The organism is Clostridiales bacterium (assembly GCA_017961515.1).
GTDB lineage: Bacteria > Bacillota > Clostridia > Acetivibrionales > RGIG10202 > RGIG10202.
Genome location: JAGCXC010000046.1, coordinates 1 through 15933 on the forward strand (window position 1 = coordinate 1; position 15933 = coordinate 15933).

Sequence of the window (15933 nt, forward strand, 5' to 3'; positions counted from 1 at the left end):
ATCGTTTTTCATTCCCATGTAAATAAAGTTATCAATTGTGGTCAGTTTTATATCCTCTGCATTTGTATAGTCTAAACCACTAATAGCATTAAACAAGCTTAATGTCCATTCCTTTTTTTCTGGATTTCCAAAGATATATTTAAAAAGTCTATCTTTGTATTTTCTGTTTATTTTAGAATTTTCCATAGTACTGGTACTCCTTTCTTACAATTTCAAACAAATTATAACAAAATATTCCAGAAATGTCAACAGAAAAAAGGAAAAAAACATAAATTATGCCATATTTTTTCAATTTTCAACATAAATTCACTAAAAACAACATCGTAAGGAAAATAGCATCCCTCACAGTAATAGTTATATCATTGTTCAATGCTATGTGTCAAGAAGTAAGACTTTTTTTTGGTGTGTTTTTTTATATTAGGATATTTTTTTACAAATGGTAAAATTAAATTACCGGTTTTAGGGTAAAAGAAATGACACATAATTAAAACCATGATACAATGTTAGTGTCAACAAAATATAGCAAATTGGACGAATAATTATCCTAGAGCTATGTTTAATTATAAAAGTACTAACCAAATACTGGAAGAATTATGTCTGTAATTAAAAAAAACGGTAATTTATTATTGCAATTTATAAAAAAAATATTTTTTAAAAAAAATTTGACAAATCAAAATGAAGGTAGTATTATTATATTAAAGATTAGCACTCAACGGCGACGAGTGCTAACAAAAAATAAAAAAAGGAGACGAAGGCAATGCTTCTAGATGATAGGAAAAGAAAAATATTGCAAGTAATCATAGATGATTACATAAATACAGCTGAACCTGTAGGGTCGAGAACACTAGCAAGGAAGCATGAGATAGGCCTAAGTTCCGCGACAATTAGAAATGAAATGGCAGATTTAGAAGAGCTAGGTTTATTAGAACAGCTTCACACGTCGTCGGGAAGAAGACCATCAGACGAAGGATATAGGTTTTACGTAGATGAGCTTCTAAAGAATAAAGATTTCTATAATGAATTATCTGTTGAAGAGATGGAAAGAATAAAGGAGGCTATGGAGATAAGGATAGATGAGCTAAATGGTCTTATAAGAAAAGCTGCATCTGTTATAGCTAATATGACAAACTATACAGCAGTGGCAGTGGTTTCAGGTATGGCCAAAAGCGAAATAAAGGCAGTTCAGATAGTTCCAATAGAGGTTGATCGTGCATTGGTTATAATAGTAACTAAGGATGGCACGGTTAAAAATAATATGATACGTTTAGACGACGAAGTACAGCCTGATGCTTTGATTGATTTGTCAATAGTGTTCAATAAAATGCTAAAAGGTGTTACTATAGAAAAAATCAATGAGAACATGTTGGATAGTATCAAAAAAGTTGTTGGGGATAAACTTCCAGATCAATTAGTTGAGTGTATATTAAATGGAGTTGTCGACTGTATACATCAAATAGATAACAGAGAGGTCTATTTGGATGGAACAAACAATATACTAAACTTTCCAGAGTTTTGTGACATACAAAAGGCGAAAGAATTTTTAAGCTTGCTTGATGCAAAGGAGATGGTTGACAACATACTGATAGAGAATACAAAATCGGATGAAGACATATGCATTCAAATAGGCAAAGAAAATAAAAGTGAGCTTATAAGAGACTGTAGTCTTATTACAACCACATATGGAGTAGACGGTAACATTATAGGAACAATAGGTATAATAGGTCCCAAAAGGATGGAATATTCGCGAGTTATATCAATTATGAATTGGGTCAAGAAGAAGATAAATGAGGATATACTAAAAATTTTGGGAGATATATAAAAGGGGGTTTTTGAAGCATTATGAAATTAAAAAATGGTAAAGAAGAACCAAAAGAAGAAAAAAGGCCTAGAGCCGATCCAGAAAAAGAAGACATAAAAGAATCAAATGGTGTGTCGGAGCTTAAGTCAAAATTGAGAGATTTTAAAGAAAAGCTTTCGACAATTGAAAAAGAAAGAGATGAGGTAAAAGATTCTTATCAGCGACTTAGAGCTGAGTTTGATAACTATAAAAAAAGGACTCAAAAAGAAAAGGAAGCAATATATATAGATAGTGTTGCAGATGCAGTTGGGAGTATATTACCCGTTGTGGATAATTTTGAGAGAGCATTGGCACAAGATACAGATAATGCAGATGCTATAAGAGAAGGAATGCAGATGATATACAGACAGCTGCAAGATGCAATAAAGAGTCTTGGAGTAAAGGAAATACCTTCAGTAGGAGAGAAATTCGATCCAAAGTTACATAATGCTGTTATGCATGTGGAAGATGATGGGTGTGAAGATAATGTTGTGATCGAGGAATTCCAAAAGGGGTATAGCCTAAAAGACAAAGTTATAAGACACAGCATGGTTAAAGTAGCAAATTAATAAATTTTATATAATATGTAGGAGGATGAGTAAAAATGGGAAAAGTTATAGGAATAGATTTAGGAACAACAAATTCATGTGTTGCAGTTATGGAAGGTGGAGAACCAACAGTAATACCAAATCCAGAAGGTAATAGAACAACTCCATCAGTGGTAGCATTTACAAAGGAAAATGAGAGACTAGTTGGTCAGGTCGCAAAAAGACAGGCGGTTACAAATTCAGATAGGACAGTTATATCAATAAAAAGAGATATGGGAACAGATAGAAAAGTTCAGATTGATGATAAAAAATATTCGCCACAAGAAATATCCGCAATGATACTTCAAAAATTAAAGCAAGATGCGGAAAGTTATCTTGGAGAGAAAGTGTCACAAGCAGTTATTACAGTGCCAGCATATTTTAGTGATGCGCAAAGACAGGCAACAAAGGATGCAGGAAAGATTGCTGGGCTAGAAGTTTTAAGAATAATTAATGAGCCAACAGCAGCAGCACTGGCATATGGCCTAGATAAAGAAAAAGATCAAAAAATATTAGTGTTTGACCTAGGTGGAGGAACATTTGATGTATCTATTCTAGAAATAGGTGATGGAGTGTTTGAGGTTTTGGCTACAAATGGTAACAATAGATTAGGTGGAGATGATTTCGATCAAAAAATAATAGATTACCTTGTAGATGTGTTTAAGAAGGAAAATGGAATAGATTTAACTTCTGATAAAATGGCAATGCAGAGATTGAAAGAAGCTGCGGAGAAAGCAAAAATAGAGTTATCCGGAGTTACAACATCCAATATAAATTTGCCGTTTATAACAGCTGATCAAAATGGGCCAAAGCACTTGGATGTAACTTTAACTCGTGCAAAATTTGATGAATTAACAAGGGATCTTGTTGAAAAGACAATGGGTCCAACAAAACAAGCAATGAGTGACGCAGGACTTGCACCATCAAAAATAGATAAAATATTATTGGTTGGAGGTTCAAGTAGAATTCCAGCAGTGCAAGATGCAGTAAAAAATTTCTTTGGCAAAGATCCATTTAAGGGAATAAATCCGGATGAATGTGTTGCAATAGGTGCATCTATACAGGCGGGAGTGTTAACAGGAGAAGTAAAAGATTTATTATTACTTGATGTAACACCTCTATCATTAGGTATAGAGACACTAGGTGGAGTGTTCACCAAGTTGATAGAAAGAAATACAACTATTCCTACAAAGAAGAGTCAAGTGTTCTCAACAGCAGCAGACGGTCAAACAAGTGTTGATGTACATGTGCTACAAGGAGAGAGGGAAATGGCACAGTACAATAAAACATTAGGAAGATTCCAGTTAACAGGAATTCCAGCAGCTCCAAGAGGAGTGCCACAAATAGAGGTTACATTTGATATAGATGCAAATGGAATAGTTCATGTTTCAGCAAAAGATTTGGGAACAAATAACGAACAGAAAGTTACAATTACATCATCAACAAATTTAAATGATGAGGAGATAGATAAAGCTGTAAAAGATGCAGAGAAGTACGCAGAAGAAGATAAAAAGAGAAAAGAAGAAATAGATGTAAGAAATAACGCAGATGCTATGGTATATCAAACAGAAAAGCAAATGGATGAGCTAAAGGATAAAATATCAGAAGATGATAAAAAGGCTATACAAGATAAGCTAGATAAGCTAAAAGAGACATTGAAGGGAACTAATACAGGAGATATAAAGAATGCTACAGAAGAGTTAACAAAAGTGTTCTATGATATTTCATCTAAGATGTATCAACAACAGCAGGCGCAAAATCCTAATGCAGGAGCGGGCGCACAAGATGGAGCCAGCGCAGGACAAGGTGCAAATGATAATGTATACGATGCAGATTATAAAGTTGTTGATGACGACAAAGATAATAAGTAAAAAATAAACATTTCAGTCGGAGATGCCCCCCTGCTTATAAGCCGTAAGGTGTAAATGGGGGGAAGAGATAATTAATTTTTAGTGGGAGTTAAAGCTCTAACTAAAAATTAATGTTTTGTATAAAAACGCCTAAGATTTGCATAGGAATTTCGTATACAAAATGTACTTGGAATTTGGTGCACAAGATTGATCTCTAAAATCTTGGTTGATTTGTTACTTAGCTAAAGTCAAGAAACGGCTTTGGCTAAAAATATATCAATAGGGTATAGAAATTTTTTTAGAATGTGGTATAATATCAGGGGCGATTATGAAAATTTGAGGGGTTGAGAAGGTATATGGAAAAAAGAGATTATTATGAAGTACTTGGAGTTTCTAAGGGTGCATCAGATGATGAACTTAAGAAGGCATATAGGAAACTTGCTAAAAAATATCATCCTGACCTAAATCCAAATAATAAAGAAGCAGAGGCTAAGTTCAAAGAAGTGAACGAGGCATATGAGATATTGTCAGATTCACAAAAAAGAGCTCGATATGATCAGTTTGGTCACGCGGCAAATGATCCAAATAGTGGCTTTGGAGGAGGCCAAGGAGGATTTGGAGATTTTGATTTTGGAGATATATTTGAGAGCTTTTTTGGAGGAGGATTTGGAGGCCGTAGCCAAAGAACCAAGAATGGTCCAAGAAGAGGTAATGATTTAAAATATTCAGTAGAGATTACCTTCCTTGAAGCTGCGTTTGGAGTAGAGAAGGAGATAAATATATCACGTATGGAAGTTTGTGGTACATGTAAGGGAACTGGATGTAGAAAAGGTGAGTCGCCAGTTACATGTAAGGCTTGTAATGGACAAGGACAGATACGTTACAAACAAAATACGCCATTTGGACAGTTTGTATCTACCAGAACATGTGATGTATGTGGTGGAAGCGGTAACGTAGTGGTGAATCCATGTACTACATGTGGCGGTCATGGCCGAGTGAAACAGTCCAAGAAGATAAAGATAAATATTCCTGCGGGAATAGGTGATGGACAGACTATCTCGCTAAGAGGAGAAGGAGAAGGAGGTATAAAGGGAGGACCATCGGGAGATTTGTATGTTGGAATCAGAATAAAAGAGCATCCTATATTTAAAAGACGTGACAATAATGTATATTGTGAGATACCAATTACTTTTGTTCAAGCTACATTGGGTGCTGAAATAGAGGTACCAACAATTGATGGGAAAGTGAAGTATACTGTTCCAGAAGGTACACAAACAGGTACAATATTTAGGCTTAAGAATAAGGGAATTAAGTCTTTAAGAAGTAATAGTAGAGGAGATCAGTATGTTACTGTTAAAGTTGAGATCCCTAAGAAATTAAAAGAAAATCAAAAAGAAATTTTACGTGAGTTTGATAAGGTGTGTGGTACACAAGAGTACTATGAGCAGGGAAAGAGCTTTTTTGAAAAAGTAAAGGATATTTTCAAGTAATAAGGGGATAGTTAAATGAATTGGCATGAGATAGTTATAACGACGACACATGTTGCAAGTGATGCTGTTTGCGATATGTTAAATGAAATGGGCGCAGAAGGAGTGGTTGTAAAGGATCCTTTTGATGCGAAACAAGAATTAGCGAAACCTAACACATCAAACTATGTGGATGATGATTTTTTTGATGAGTTGGGTGAGGATGTGAAAGTTTCGGCATATTTTTCAGAGGATCAAGATAAAGATGAGCTTGTTTGTTCCATAAAAGAGAAGCTTTGGTTGGTGTCTCGTTTTTTAGATATTGGAAAAGGAGTAGTTTGTTACAATAATGTTTTAGGTGAAGATTGGGAGACTTCATGGAAGAAGTACTACAAGCCTATATACATATCAGATAGAGTTGTTATAAAACCATCATGGGAGGAGTATGCTGCCAAAGAAAATGATTTGGTTATAGAGTTGGATCCAGGAATGGCGTTTGGCACAGGACAACATGAGACGACAAAATTGTGTAGTCAATTTTTAGAAAAATATGTTAGAGAAGGCGATAAGGTATTAGATGTTGGTATGGGTACAGGAATATTGTCTATTATATCCAAGAAGCTTGGGGCAGACAAGGTTTTTGCAGTGGATATAGATGATATGTGTGTTAAGGTTGCAAAAGAGAATTTTGCCAAAAATGACGTAGAAATAGAGTGCATGGCTGGAGTCTTGGATGATGTTATGGATACGGATTTTGACATAGTTGTGGCTAACATAGTTGCTAATGTTATAATAGATTTTTCGAGAGATCTTTCAAAGTACTTAAAGAAAGGTGGAGTGTTTGTAGCATCTGGAATAATTGTAGATAGAAAAGATCAAGTTTTAGATGCATTGGAAAAGAATAATTTTACGCTACTTGAGTGTACAAGGGATAAAGATTGGATAGCGATGGTGTTTAGATATGCCTAAATTTTTTGTGGATAAAAGTGATATCAAAAATAATAATATATATATACGTGGAGATAGTGTAAATCACATAAAAAATGTTTTAAGACTTACGATAGGAGATACATTAACGGTGTGCGATGGTGATGGATATGATTATTTGGCTGTTATTTCAAAAGAACCGAGTGATTGCATAGAAGCACGAGTGTTGAGTATTTCTGATTCTAACACAGAGCCAAGTGTGGACATAACATTGTATCAGGGGGTTCCAAAAGGATCAAAAATGGATCTTATAATACAAAAAAATGTAGAGCTTGGTGTAAAGAGGATAGTTCCAGTTATTTGTGAACGAACTATAGTTAAGCTTGATAAAAGGGATGTTCAGAAAAAAATTGATAGGTGGAATAAGATTGCAGTTGCAGCAGCAAAACAATCAGGACGAGGAATTATACCCAGTGTACATGATCCGGTTTTGTTAGTAGATGCGATAACCATGGCAAAGAAGAGTGATTTGTCATTAATACCTTATGAAAAGGAAAAGGAACGTAAGCTAAAAGATGTTTTAAAAGCTCAATCTGTAAAAGATGTAAGTGTGTTTATAGGCCCAGAGGGAGGTTTTTCAGAAGAAGAGATATCCATTGCAGTTGAGAATGGAGTGTTGCCTGTGACACTTGGTAATAGAATTTTTAGAACAGAGACAGCATCAATATATATGACATCTATTATAATATATGAGTTGGACTAAATAGATGTAGTTGTGGTATAATATATTCTTATAGGAGGTTTTTTATGAAATTAATAAATATAGGTTTTGGAAATATGATTTCAGGAGAGAGGATTGTTGCTATTGTTAGTCCGGAGTCAGCGCCAATAAAGAGAATTGTGCAAGAAGCAAGAGAAAGAGGAATGTTGGTTGATGCAACTTATGGCAGAAGGACTAGGTCTGTTGTTATAACGGATAGCGATCACATAATACTATCAGCGCTTCAGGCCGAGACATTAGGTAGTAGGGCAGGAGAGACAGGTTTTGACGATAATGATGAAATTGATGATGTAGAATTTGCTGAAGAATAAAGGAGAAGAGCTATGCAAGAAGGGGTATTGGTTGTAGTTTCGGGATCGTCTGGAGTTGGAAAAGGGACGATCTTAAGAAAGTTGGTTAAAGATAATGAAAATATAAAATTTGCCATATCCGCAACGACAAGAAAGCCCAGACCGGGTGAAGTAGATGGTGTAGATTATTTTTTTAAGACAGAAGAAGAGTTTCGTGCTATGATGGAGAATGATGAACTCGTTGAGTGGGTGAATTACTGTGGTAATTTTTATGGGAAAAGCAAAAAATATATTGAAGAAATGTCGAAAGCAGGGTATGATTTAGTAGTGGAGGTTGAAGTAGAGGGGGCCAAAAACGTAAAGAAGGTTTATCCAGATAGTATATCAGTTTTTATATTGCCACCGTCGTTTGAGGACCTTGAAAGAAGGTTAAGGGATAGAGGAACTGAATCAGAGGAGAGTATACAAAGAAGGCTTAAGAGGGCAAGAGATGAGCAAAAGGAAGTACAAAACTACGATTATACTGTTGTAAATGATGAGATAGACAATGTTATTGGATTTATAATAAAAATAATTAATGATAAAAAGCACAGTAATCAAACTAAAGGGGGTATATAGTCATGGCAAACAAAAGTGAAGGTAATATATCAATGATTAATCCTAGTATAGGAAAATTGTTGACAAGAGTGGATAGTAGATATACGTTGGTGGTTGTTGTTGCAAAAAGAGCAAGACAGTTAAATGATGGATCAACTAGATTAGCTGATTGTGATTCAGAAAAAGCGGTAACAGTAGCTGTTAATGAAGTGGGCGAGAATAAAATAACTTACATAAGAACAAAGAGTGGAATAAAATAATACACAACAAACGTGAAGAAAGGATTTGGAAATATGGCAGAAGATAAGACTATGGAAAAGATCGTTTCGTTATGCAAGAGACGAGGTATTATATATCCGGGATCAGAGATATATGGAGGTCTTGCAAATACATGGGATTATGCACCATTGGGAGTAGAGCTTAAAAATAACGTGAAAAAGATATGGTGGAAGAAATTTATACAGGAAAATACATTAAATGTGGGTATAGATTGTGCAATTTTGATGAATCCTCAAACTTGGGTTGCATCAGGTCATGTTGGAGGTTTTAGTGATCCGTTGATAGATTGTAAAGAGTGTAAAGTAAGATATAGAGCGGATAAATTAATAGAGGATTGGAACAAAGAGAATAACAAGCAAGTGGCAGTGGATGGATGGAGTAATGAGAAATTATTAAATTACATAGAAGAAAATGGCATAACATGCACATCGTGTGGTAAGAAGAATTTTACTGACATAAGAAAGTTCAATTTAATGTTTAAGACATTTCAAGGTGTTACAGAGGACAGTAAGGCAGAGATTTATTTGAGACCGGAAACAGCACAAGGAATATTTGTTAATTTTAAAAATGTTCAAAGAACATCGAGAAAGAAAATACCTTTTGGTATAGGTCAAATAGGTAAGTCATTTAGAAATGAAATAACGCCGGGAAACTTTACATTTAGGACAAGAGAGTTTGAACAGATGGAGTTAGAATTCTTCTGTGAGCCAGGTGAAGATTTGAAATGGTTTGGTTATTGGAAAGATTTTTGCTATAAGTGGTTGTTGAGTTTGGGCCTTAAAGCAGAGAATCTTAAGTTAAGAGATCACTCAAAAGAGGAGTTGTCGCATTATAGCAATGCTACAACAGATATAGAATTCAAATTTCCATTTGGATGGGGAGAGCTATGGGGTATAGCAGATAGAACAGATTTCGATTTGAAACAGCATATGGAGCATTCAAAGGAGGATTTGGCGTATTTTGATCCAGTAACAAATGAAAAATATGTGCCATATTGTATAGAGCCATCATTAGGTGCAGATAGGGTGACGCTTGCATTTTTGTGTGATGCGTATGATGAAGAAGAGGTTTCGGAGGGTGATATTAGAACGGTATTGCATTTTCATCCTGCATTAGCACCAGTGAAAGTTGCAGTACTTCCATTGTCTAAGAAATTATCAGATGATGCAGTGGTGTTGTATGAACGATTGCTTAAAAAATATAATTGCGAGTTTGATGAAACTGGTAGCATAGGAAAGAGATATAGAAGACAAGATGAAATAGGTACGCCATATTGCGTGACATTTGATTTTGATTCTAAAGAAGATAATTGTGTGACAGTAAGAGATAGAGATACAATGGAACAAGAGCGTATATCAATAGATAAATTAGAGGAGTACCTAGAACAGAGAATAGAAATAATATAAAAAGGTAAGGGCTTATAATATGAGTAGCATAATTGTGATGTTGCTAGTGATGTTAGACCAGGTGACAAAGTTTCTTGTAAATTTTAGGTTAGCCAGTAATCACGAGGTTGAAGTGATAAATGGATGGTTTTACTTGGCAAATGTTAGAAACAGGGGTGCTGCGTGGGGAATATTGCAAAATGGAAGGGTATTATTTATAGTGGTTACTCTGTTGGCTATGTACATTATGTTGTATCTTATTAGGAGTACATGCAAAAACTACGTTAAAGTTGCGTTAATGTTGGTGTTAGGAGGCTCAATGGGTAATTTTATTGATAGAGTAATGAGGGGATATGTAATAGATTTTTTGGATTGTTACATATTCGGGTATCACTTTCCTACATTTAATATGGCGGATATCTTTATAACAATTGGAGTGATTTTGCTACTGTATTGTATTTTGCTAGATAAGGATTTTCAAAATATTGGGAAGGAAAGGGAAGTGTAACAGTATGGAGAAAGTTAGGATAATTTCAGATACTGATGGCAAAAGATTGGATAAATATATATCAGACAAGTTAGATAAATATTCTAGAAACTTTGTAAGCAAGTTGATAGATGATGGCTTAGTTACAGTGGATGGAATTATCCGAAAGTCTAATTACAAAATAAAGTTAAATGATAGTGTGGAAGTGTGTATACCAGAGCCAGAGCATCTTGATGTGTTGCCAGAGGATATACCGCTTGATGTTGTGTACGAAGATGATGATATCATAGTGGTAAATAAACCTAAGGGTATGGTGGTGCATCCAGCGGCAGGTAATCGTGAGGGGACTTTGGTAAATGCACTTCTTAAGCATTGTGAAGGAAAGTTGTCAGATATAAATGGAGTTATACGACCAGGCATAGTACATAGAATAGATAAAGATACGACAGGTCTTTTGGTTGTGGCTAAGAATAATGTTGCACATGAATTTTTAAGTGAATTATTTTCAAGGCATGATATAATAAGAAAGTATGTAGCTGTTGTCGAAGGGGTAATTAATAGAGAGGCCGGAAAGATAGATGCGCCCATAGGGAGACATCCTAACGACAGAAAAAAAATGACTATAAATGCGAAGAATGGTAGGAGGGCGGTAACACATTTTAAAGTATTGGAGAGATTTAAAAATGCTACATTAATAGAGATTACATTAGAAACGGGGCGTACGCATCAGATACGTGTACATATGTCTAGTATAGGGTATCCAGTGATGGGGGATTCTGTTTATGGTAGAAAAAATAAATATAATTTAATAGGACAGACTCTCCATGCAAAAACATTAGGTTTTTTGCACCCGTCTACCAAAGAATATATAGAATTTGATTCCGAATTACCAGAATATTTCAAAAAATTGCTAGAGAAGTTAAGGGAAGAATAATAAGTATCAAGTTAGTTTTCTATTTCGATATACGCTAAGCAAAAAACCAATTGCTGTAAAATTAGCTAACATGGATGATCCTCCCTGACTAATGAAAGGTAGTGGAATACCAGTAACAGGAAGTAACCCAATCGTCATTCCAACATTTTCGACGAAGTGAACGCCTATCATAGCCACAAATCCCATAGATAAAAATTTACCATAAGTATCCTCTGATTTTTGAGCGATGTATATACAACGAAGTATTATGTACAAAAATGCAATTACGACTAACGCGCTTACAATAAATCCAGTTTCTTCACCAATAACCGAGAAAATGAAGTCAGATTCATTTACGGGTACAGCCGAGTTTTGGGTTTGGATACCGTTAAATAGTCCCTTACCGAATAGTCGCCCTGAACCGATAGTCATTTTAGAACGCAAAACATTAAGCCCTGAGCCCAACGGATCTAATTCAGGATTTAGAAATACACGAATTCTGTCTTTACGTTTTTCGTTCAAAAAGAAAAACCATGCAATTGGAATGAGTGCAATACCCAATCCAGCTATTCCTGCAATATACTTTAAATCTAATCCATAAACAAACAACAATACAAAAAATATAGCTAAAAAAACACATGTGGTCCCAAGATCTCTTTGTAGTACAACTAGGATTATGGGGATTAAAGTGTATACTAGAAGAGGTATTAAGTCTTTTAGTAGTACTACATTTTTTTCTTTTAGCTTGGCAAGACATTGAGACACAACCAGAACGAAAGTTATTTTAGCAAACTCCGCAGGTTGTAGACTAAAACCAGCTATTTTAATCCAGCTTCTACTGCCATATTGATCACCCAGACCAAGAACTAAGACGACTAATAGCAATATGCAACTTAAAACGTAAGCAATTTTTACTAAGATATTTATTTCACGATAGTCAAAACAACTAATAATAACTGAAGCAATGGCGCCTACTACAAGACACATCCCTTGCACAAAAACCATTCTAGGACCTGAATTTACGCGAACTAAGGTTGCGCTTTTTAGAATAAACATGCCAAATATAGCAAGCACTAAAACAGGTAAAAATAATTTAATATCGAAATTTTTAAATATAGTTTTTTTAGTTCGTTCTTCAATAAAATACATTTATTCACACGCTCCAACTATTTTTGTATTCAATAATAGTTATACATTGTTGAAGATGGAATGTCAATAGTACTTGCATAATTTGACAAAAATATGATATAGTTAGAACAAGGAACTAACAAATGAAGGTGGGAGATTATGATAGAAACAGAAGGAACCGTGTTAGTGATAATATTTACAAATGAGACTAATGGATATACAATATTAAAAATTTGGGAGAAGAATACAGGGGACGAGACTGTACTGGTTGGATATATTCCATTTATCAATGTTGGAGATACAATAAAGGTGTGGGGAAATTGGGTGCCACATGCCAAGTTTGGAATGCAATTTAAAGTAGAAAGATATGAAAAGAGTTTACCACAGTCACAAGATGCGATAAAATTTTTTTTGTCATCAGGTATGATAAAGGGAGTAGGTGTTACATTAGCAGATAGAATAGTGGACACCTTTAAAGAAGATACATTGGATATAATAATGAATTGCCCAGATGAGTTGTCAAAAGTCAAAGGAGTAACCAAAAAGAAGGCGCAGGAGATATCTAATAAAGTAAATGAAAACCTAGATTTAAGAAAAGTAACAGCGTTTCTTAGTGAGAATAATATACCCACAGCATATTTAACAGTTATATACAAAGAATTTAAAGAAAACACCATAGAAAAGATAAAAGAAAATCCATATATTTTAACAAAAGAACCCATATCTATAAATTTTAAGATTGCGGATAGAATAGCAAGTAAGCTTGGAATTGACATGTATATAGAGGAAAGAAATAAAAGCGCAGTAGGGTATATATTAAATAGTGCAAAGGAACACGGACATGAGTACTTACCTATTGATCAATTGAGAGAAAGTGCAAAGAAACTTTTAGCAGTAAATGATGATGAGTTGGATAATATTTTATCTAATGCAGCTATGGATAGCAGTATAGTGTTTGAAAAAAATGATGCTGAGGTTAGAGTATATTTGGAAAGTAATTTCTATGCGCAAAACTATGTTGCAGCTAAGTTGTATCAAATGTCGCAAATGGAATACATAGATGATGAGAAGAGTACCCAAAAAAGCATACATGAGTTTGAAAAAGAAGAGGCTATAACACTAGATGATGCACAAAAAAAAGCAATAAAACTAGCTGTTCAAAAAGGAGTATTTGTGTTAACGGGTGGCCCAGGTACGGGAAAAACTACAATAATAAAATCAATATTATATATTTTAGGCAAAGAGGATCAAAAGGTGTTATTGGCAGCACCAACAGGTAGAGCAGCAAAAAGAATGACAGAAATAACAGGAATAGAAGCAAAAACAATACACAGGCTTTTGGAAATGGATGTACTTAGTATGGACGGAGATAGAAAATTTACACGGAATGAAAAAAATCCACTTGATACAGATGTGTTAATAGTGGATGAAGCTTCTATGATAGATTTGCTTTTGATGAAGGATCTACTAAAGGCAGTGTCTAAAAATACTAGATTGATACTAGTAGGTGATATAAATCAGTTGCCTCCAATAGGTGTAGGAAGTGTTTTGAAGGATATTATAAAGAGTGAGACAATAGATGTGGTATGTTTAACAGAAATTTTTAGACAAGCCAAAGAAAGCTTAATAATATCTAATGCACACAAGATAAATAAAGGAGAGATGCCTGATTTGGATGTTAGGAATAAAGATTTCTTTTTTATTGAGAAAAACAATACTGAGGATGCGTTAAAAACCATTGTTGGTTTGTGTAAGACGAGATTACAAAAAACATATGGATATGATCCAATGAAACATATTCAAGTGATAACGCCTATGAGAAGAGGTGCATTGGGTTGCGTCAATTTAAATAAAGTATTGCAAGAAGCATTAAATCAAGATAATAAAAATTCCAAGGACAATAATACCTACACATTGAAGGTGGGTGATAAAGTTATGCAAGTGCGTAATAACTATAATATAGAATGGAATATGATAAATGATGAAGACGAATATGGAGAAGGCGTATTTAACGGAGATATTGGGGTTATCGATGAGATAGATGCAAGGGATCAAAATATTACAGTTGTTTTTGAAGAGGAAAAAATAGCTCAATATGAGTTTGATATATTAGATGAGTTGGAACTTGCATATGCAATTACAGCACATAAAAGTCAGGGTAGCGAATTTGAGGTTGTTATAATACCATTGGTAGAAGCACCAACAATACTACTTACAAGGAATTTGTTGTATACAGCAGTAACCAGAGCAAAGGAAATGGTTATTATAGTAGGGGCAAAAGATACAGTAAAAAAAATGGTTAATAATGCAAAAGAAAATAAAAAATATTCCGCATTGGCGGAGAAAATACGTGCACAAGGATCATAATTTTAATTTGATTTTTTTGTCTAAAATTTAGATCCTCATTTCTATAAGTAAGAGATGAATTAAAAAAATAATAATCAGTTACAGAGGTGACAACATGTAGTTGTTGCAAAGAGCCTCTGAGTATGACAAAGAAAGGCGACTCTCTCGGAATTAGTGGGATGGTTCCGCACCTCAAGACGTGGTAACTGATTATAGATATTTTTTCGTCCGTTAAATCAAAATACTTTACTTCCATTGTAGTGCGACAATTCCAATAGAATTCTATGTCTAATGTTATTTGATTCCATTAGACATAGGAAGTAATATTTTGAATTTAATTGGAACTTAACAAAAATATCTAAAATTTTGACTTGACAATTGCAAAAAAAAGTGATAGCATGGACGAGTAAGAAAAAGTAGAGGTATTCCACTTCTCACCTTGTCATTATGTTTGGCTGGGTCTGGTAAAGGTTATATATGACTTTATTAGGGAGAGTGGATTATTTCGATCCACTTTTTTTAATGAAAACATTTTGGAGGTGTATTATTATCAGCAAGAATGAATTGATGACTAATGAGGAAATAAGAGATAAAGAGGTTAGGCTTATTGATAGTGACGGATCTATGCTTGGAATATATCCCGTGGCAGAAGCCCAAAATATGGCGATAGCTAAGAATCTTGATCTTGTGAAGATAGCTCCTCAAGCCGAGCCACCAGTATGCAAAATTATGGATTATGGCAAATATATTTTTGAGGTTAGTAAGAGAGAGAAGGAAGCAAGAAAAAACCAGAAAGTTATGAGTGTGAAGGAAGTAAGATTATCGCCGTCCATAGAGAGTCATGATTTTCAGTTCAAGCTAAAGAATGCTATTAGGTTTTTAAAAAGTGGATGTAAGGTCAAGGTTACTCTAAAGTTTAGAGGAAGAGAGATGAGTTATACAGCCTTGGGTGAAGAGATACTTTCAAAGTTTGCAGATGGTGTTTCTGAAGTTGGAATATTAGATAAGGCACCAAAGCTAGAGGGAAAGAATATGATAATGTTTATAAATCCGAGGTAGT

16 protein-coding genes and 1 other annotated feature are annotated in these 15933 nt (G+C 34.4%); of the genes, 14 read left to right on the top strand and 2 right to left on the bottom strand.

Annotated features, from left to right (window positions below):
• Nucleotides 1–186 (bottom strand): hypothetical protein (locus tag J6Y29_02990; GenBank protein MBP5426844.1); only part of this gene is annotated, 186 nt, incomplete at its 3' end.
• 571 nt (nt 187–757) lie between these two features.
• Here J6Y29_02990 and hrcA point away from each other — a divergent pair.
• From hrcA to J6Y29_03050, 12 genes are all read left to right on the top strand, one after another.
• Nucleotides 758–1819 (top strand): heat-inducible transcription repressor HrcA, encoded by a 1062-nt coding sequence (hrcA, locus tag J6Y29_02995; GenBank protein ID MBP5426845.1) that lies wholly within the window; start codon nt 758–760, stop codon nt 1817–1819.
• 20 nt (nt 1820–1839) lie between these two features.
• Nucleotides 1840–2406: a nucleotide exchange factor GrpE gene (gene grpE / locus J6Y29_03000; protein MBP5426846.1), complete on the top strand. Its 567-nt coding sequence runs from the start codon at nt 1840–1842 to the stop codon at nt 2404–2406.
• A gap of 35 nt (nt 2407–2441) precedes the next feature.
• On the top strand, nt 2442–4295 hold the full coding sequence (gene dnaK / locus J6Y29_03005; protein MBP5426847.1) for a molecular chaperone DnaK: 1854 nt from the start codon (nt 2442–2444) through the stop codon (nt 4293–4295).
• Between the two features lie 335 nt (nt 4296–4630).
• Nucleotides 4631–5764, top strand: coding sequence for a molecular chaperone DnaJ (gene dnaJ / locus J6Y29_03010; protein ID MBP5426848.1), 1134 nt, complete (start codon nt 4631–4633; stop codon nt 5762–5764).
• Between the two features lie 15 nt (nt 5765–5779).
• Nucleotides 5780–6709 carry a 50S ribosomal protein L11 methyltransferase gene (gene prmA / locus J6Y29_03015; GenBank protein MBP5426849.1) on the top strand — a complete coding sequence of 310 codons (930 nt, stop codon included), beginning with the start codon at nt 5780–5782 and terminating at the stop codon, nt 6707–6709.
• Complete coding sequence (locus J6Y29_03020; protein ID MBP5426850.1) at nt 6702–7430, top strand: 16S rRNA (uracil(1498)-N(3))-methyltransferase; 729 nt, start codon at nt 6702–6704, stop codon at nt 7428–7430. The genes prmA and J6Y29_03020 overlap by 8 nt, the downstream gene beginning before the upstream one ends.
• A gap of 44 nt (nt 7431–7474) precedes the next feature.
• The gene (locus J6Y29_03025; protein MBP5426851.1) at nt 7475–7759 is read left to right on the top strand and encodes a DUF370 domain-containing protein; all 285 of its coding nucleotides are present in this window, start codon (nt 7475–7477) and stop codon (nt 7757–7759) included.
• A gap of 12 nt (nt 7760–7771) precedes the next feature.
• Nucleotides 7772–8356: a guanylate kinase gene (gene gmk / locus J6Y29_03030; GenBank protein MBP5426852.1), complete on the top strand. Its 585-nt coding sequence runs from the start codon at nt 7772–7774 to the stop codon at nt 8354–8356.
• 32 nt (nt 8357–8388) lie between these two features.
• Entirely contained in the window at nt 8389–8595 is a 207-nt protein-coding gene (locus J6Y29_03035; protein MBP5426853.1) for a DNA-directed RNA polymerase subunit omega, read from the top strand.
• A 33-nt stretch (nt 8596–8628) separates the two neighbouring features.
• On the top strand, nt 8629–10020 hold the full coding sequence (locus tag J6Y29_03040) for a glycine--tRNA ligase (protein MBP5426854.1): 1392 nt from the start codon (nt 8629–8631) through the stop codon (nt 10018–10020).
• Between the two features lie 19 nt (nt 10021–10039).
• Nucleotides 10040–10507, top strand: coding sequence for a signal peptidase II (gene lspA, locus J6Y29_03045; GenBank protein MBP5426855.1), 468 nt, complete (start codon nt 10040–10042; stop codon nt 10505–10507).
• A 4-nt stretch (nt 10508–10511) separates the two neighbouring features.
• Nucleotides 10512–11420, top strand: a complete 909-nt coding sequence (locus J6Y29_03050; GenBank protein MBP5426856.1) for an RluA family pseudouridine synthase — start codon at nt 10512–10514, stop codon at nt 11418–11420.
• 6 nt (nt 11421–11426) lie between these two features.
• Here J6Y29_03050 and rodA read toward each other — a convergent pair whose 3' ends face one another.
• Nucleotides 11427–12548, bottom strand: a complete 1122-nt coding sequence (gene rodA, locus J6Y29_03055) for a rod shape-determining protein RodA (GenBank protein MBP5426857.1) — start codon at nt 12546–12548, stop codon at nt 11427–11429.
• Between the two features lie 138 nt (nt 12549–12686).
• On the opposite strand from rodA, the gene J6Y29_03060 reads away from it, so the two are divergent.
• Nucleotides 12687–14894 (top strand): ATP-dependent RecD-like DNA helicase, encoded by a 2208-nt coding sequence (locus tag J6Y29_03060; GenBank protein ID MBP5426858.1) that lies wholly within the window; start codon nt 12687–12689, stop codon nt 14892–14894.
• Between the two features lie 387 nt (nt 14895–15281).
• Nucleotides 15282–15401 (top strand) — a sequence feature (ribosomal protein L20 leader region).
• A gap of 39 nt (nt 15402–15440) precedes the next feature.
• Nucleotides 15441–15932 (top strand): translation initiation factor IF-3, encoded by a 492-nt coding sequence (gene infC / locus J6Y29_03065; GenBank protein MBP5426859.1) that lies wholly within the window; start codon nt 15441–15443, stop codon nt 15930–15932.
• Nucleotide 15933: the final 1 nt, after the last annotated feature.

Coding starts and splice junctions, on each gene's coding strand:
- grpE (MBP5426846.1), top strand. CDS start 1,840: ATGAAATTAAAAAATGGTAAAGAAGAACCAAAAGAAGAAAAAAGGCCT.
- J6Y29_03040 (MBP5426854.1), top strand. CDS start 8,629: ATGGCAGAAGATAAGACTATGGAAAAGATCGTTTCGTTATGCAAGAGA.
- dnaJ (MBP5426848.1), top strand. CDS start 4,631: ATGGAAAAAAGAGATTATTATGAAGTACTTGGAGTTTCTAAGGGTGCA.
- J6Y29_03050 (MBP5426856.1), top strand. CDS start 10,512: ATGGAGAAAGTTAGGATAATTTCAGATACTGATGGCAAAAGATTGGAT.
- J6Y29_03035 (MBP5426853.1), top strand. CDS start 8,389: ATGATTAATCCTAGTATAGGAAAATTGTTGACAAGAGTGGATAGTAGA.
- hrcA (MBP5426845.1), top strand. CDS start 758: ATGCTTCTAGATGATAGGAAAAGAAAAATATTGCAAGTAATCATAGAT.
- rodA (MBP5426857.1), bottom strand. CDS start 12,548: ATGTATTTTATTGAAGAACGAACTAAAAAAACTATATTTAAAAATTTC.
- infC (MBP5426859.1), top strand. CDS start 15,441: ATGACTAATGAGGAAATAAGAGATAAAGAGGTTAGGCTTATTGATAGT.
- J6Y29_03025 (MBP5426851.1), top strand. CDS start 7,475: ATGAAATTAATAAATATAGGTTTTGGAAATATGATTTCAGGAGAGAGG.
- prmA (MBP5426849.1), top strand. CDS start 5,780: ATGAATTGGCATGAGATAGTTATAACGACGACACATGTTGCAAGTGAT.
- lspA (MBP5426855.1), top strand. CDS start 10,040: ATGAGTAGCATAATTGTGATGTTGCTAGTGATGTTAGACCAGGTGACA.
- gmk (MBP5426852.1), top strand. CDS start 7,772: ATGCAAGAAGGGGTATTGGTTGTAGTTTCGGGATCGTCTGGAGTTGGA.
- J6Y29_03060 (MBP5426858.1), top strand. CDS start 12,687: ATGATAGAAACAGAAGGAACCGTGTTAGTGATAATATTTACAAATGAG.
- dnaK (MBP5426847.1), top strand. CDS start 2,442: ATGGGAAAAGTTATAGGAATAGATTTAGGAACAACAAATTCATGTGTT.
- J6Y29_03020 (MBP5426850.1), top strand. CDS start 6,702: ATGCCTAAATTTTTTGTGGATAAAAGTGATATCAAAAATAATAATATA.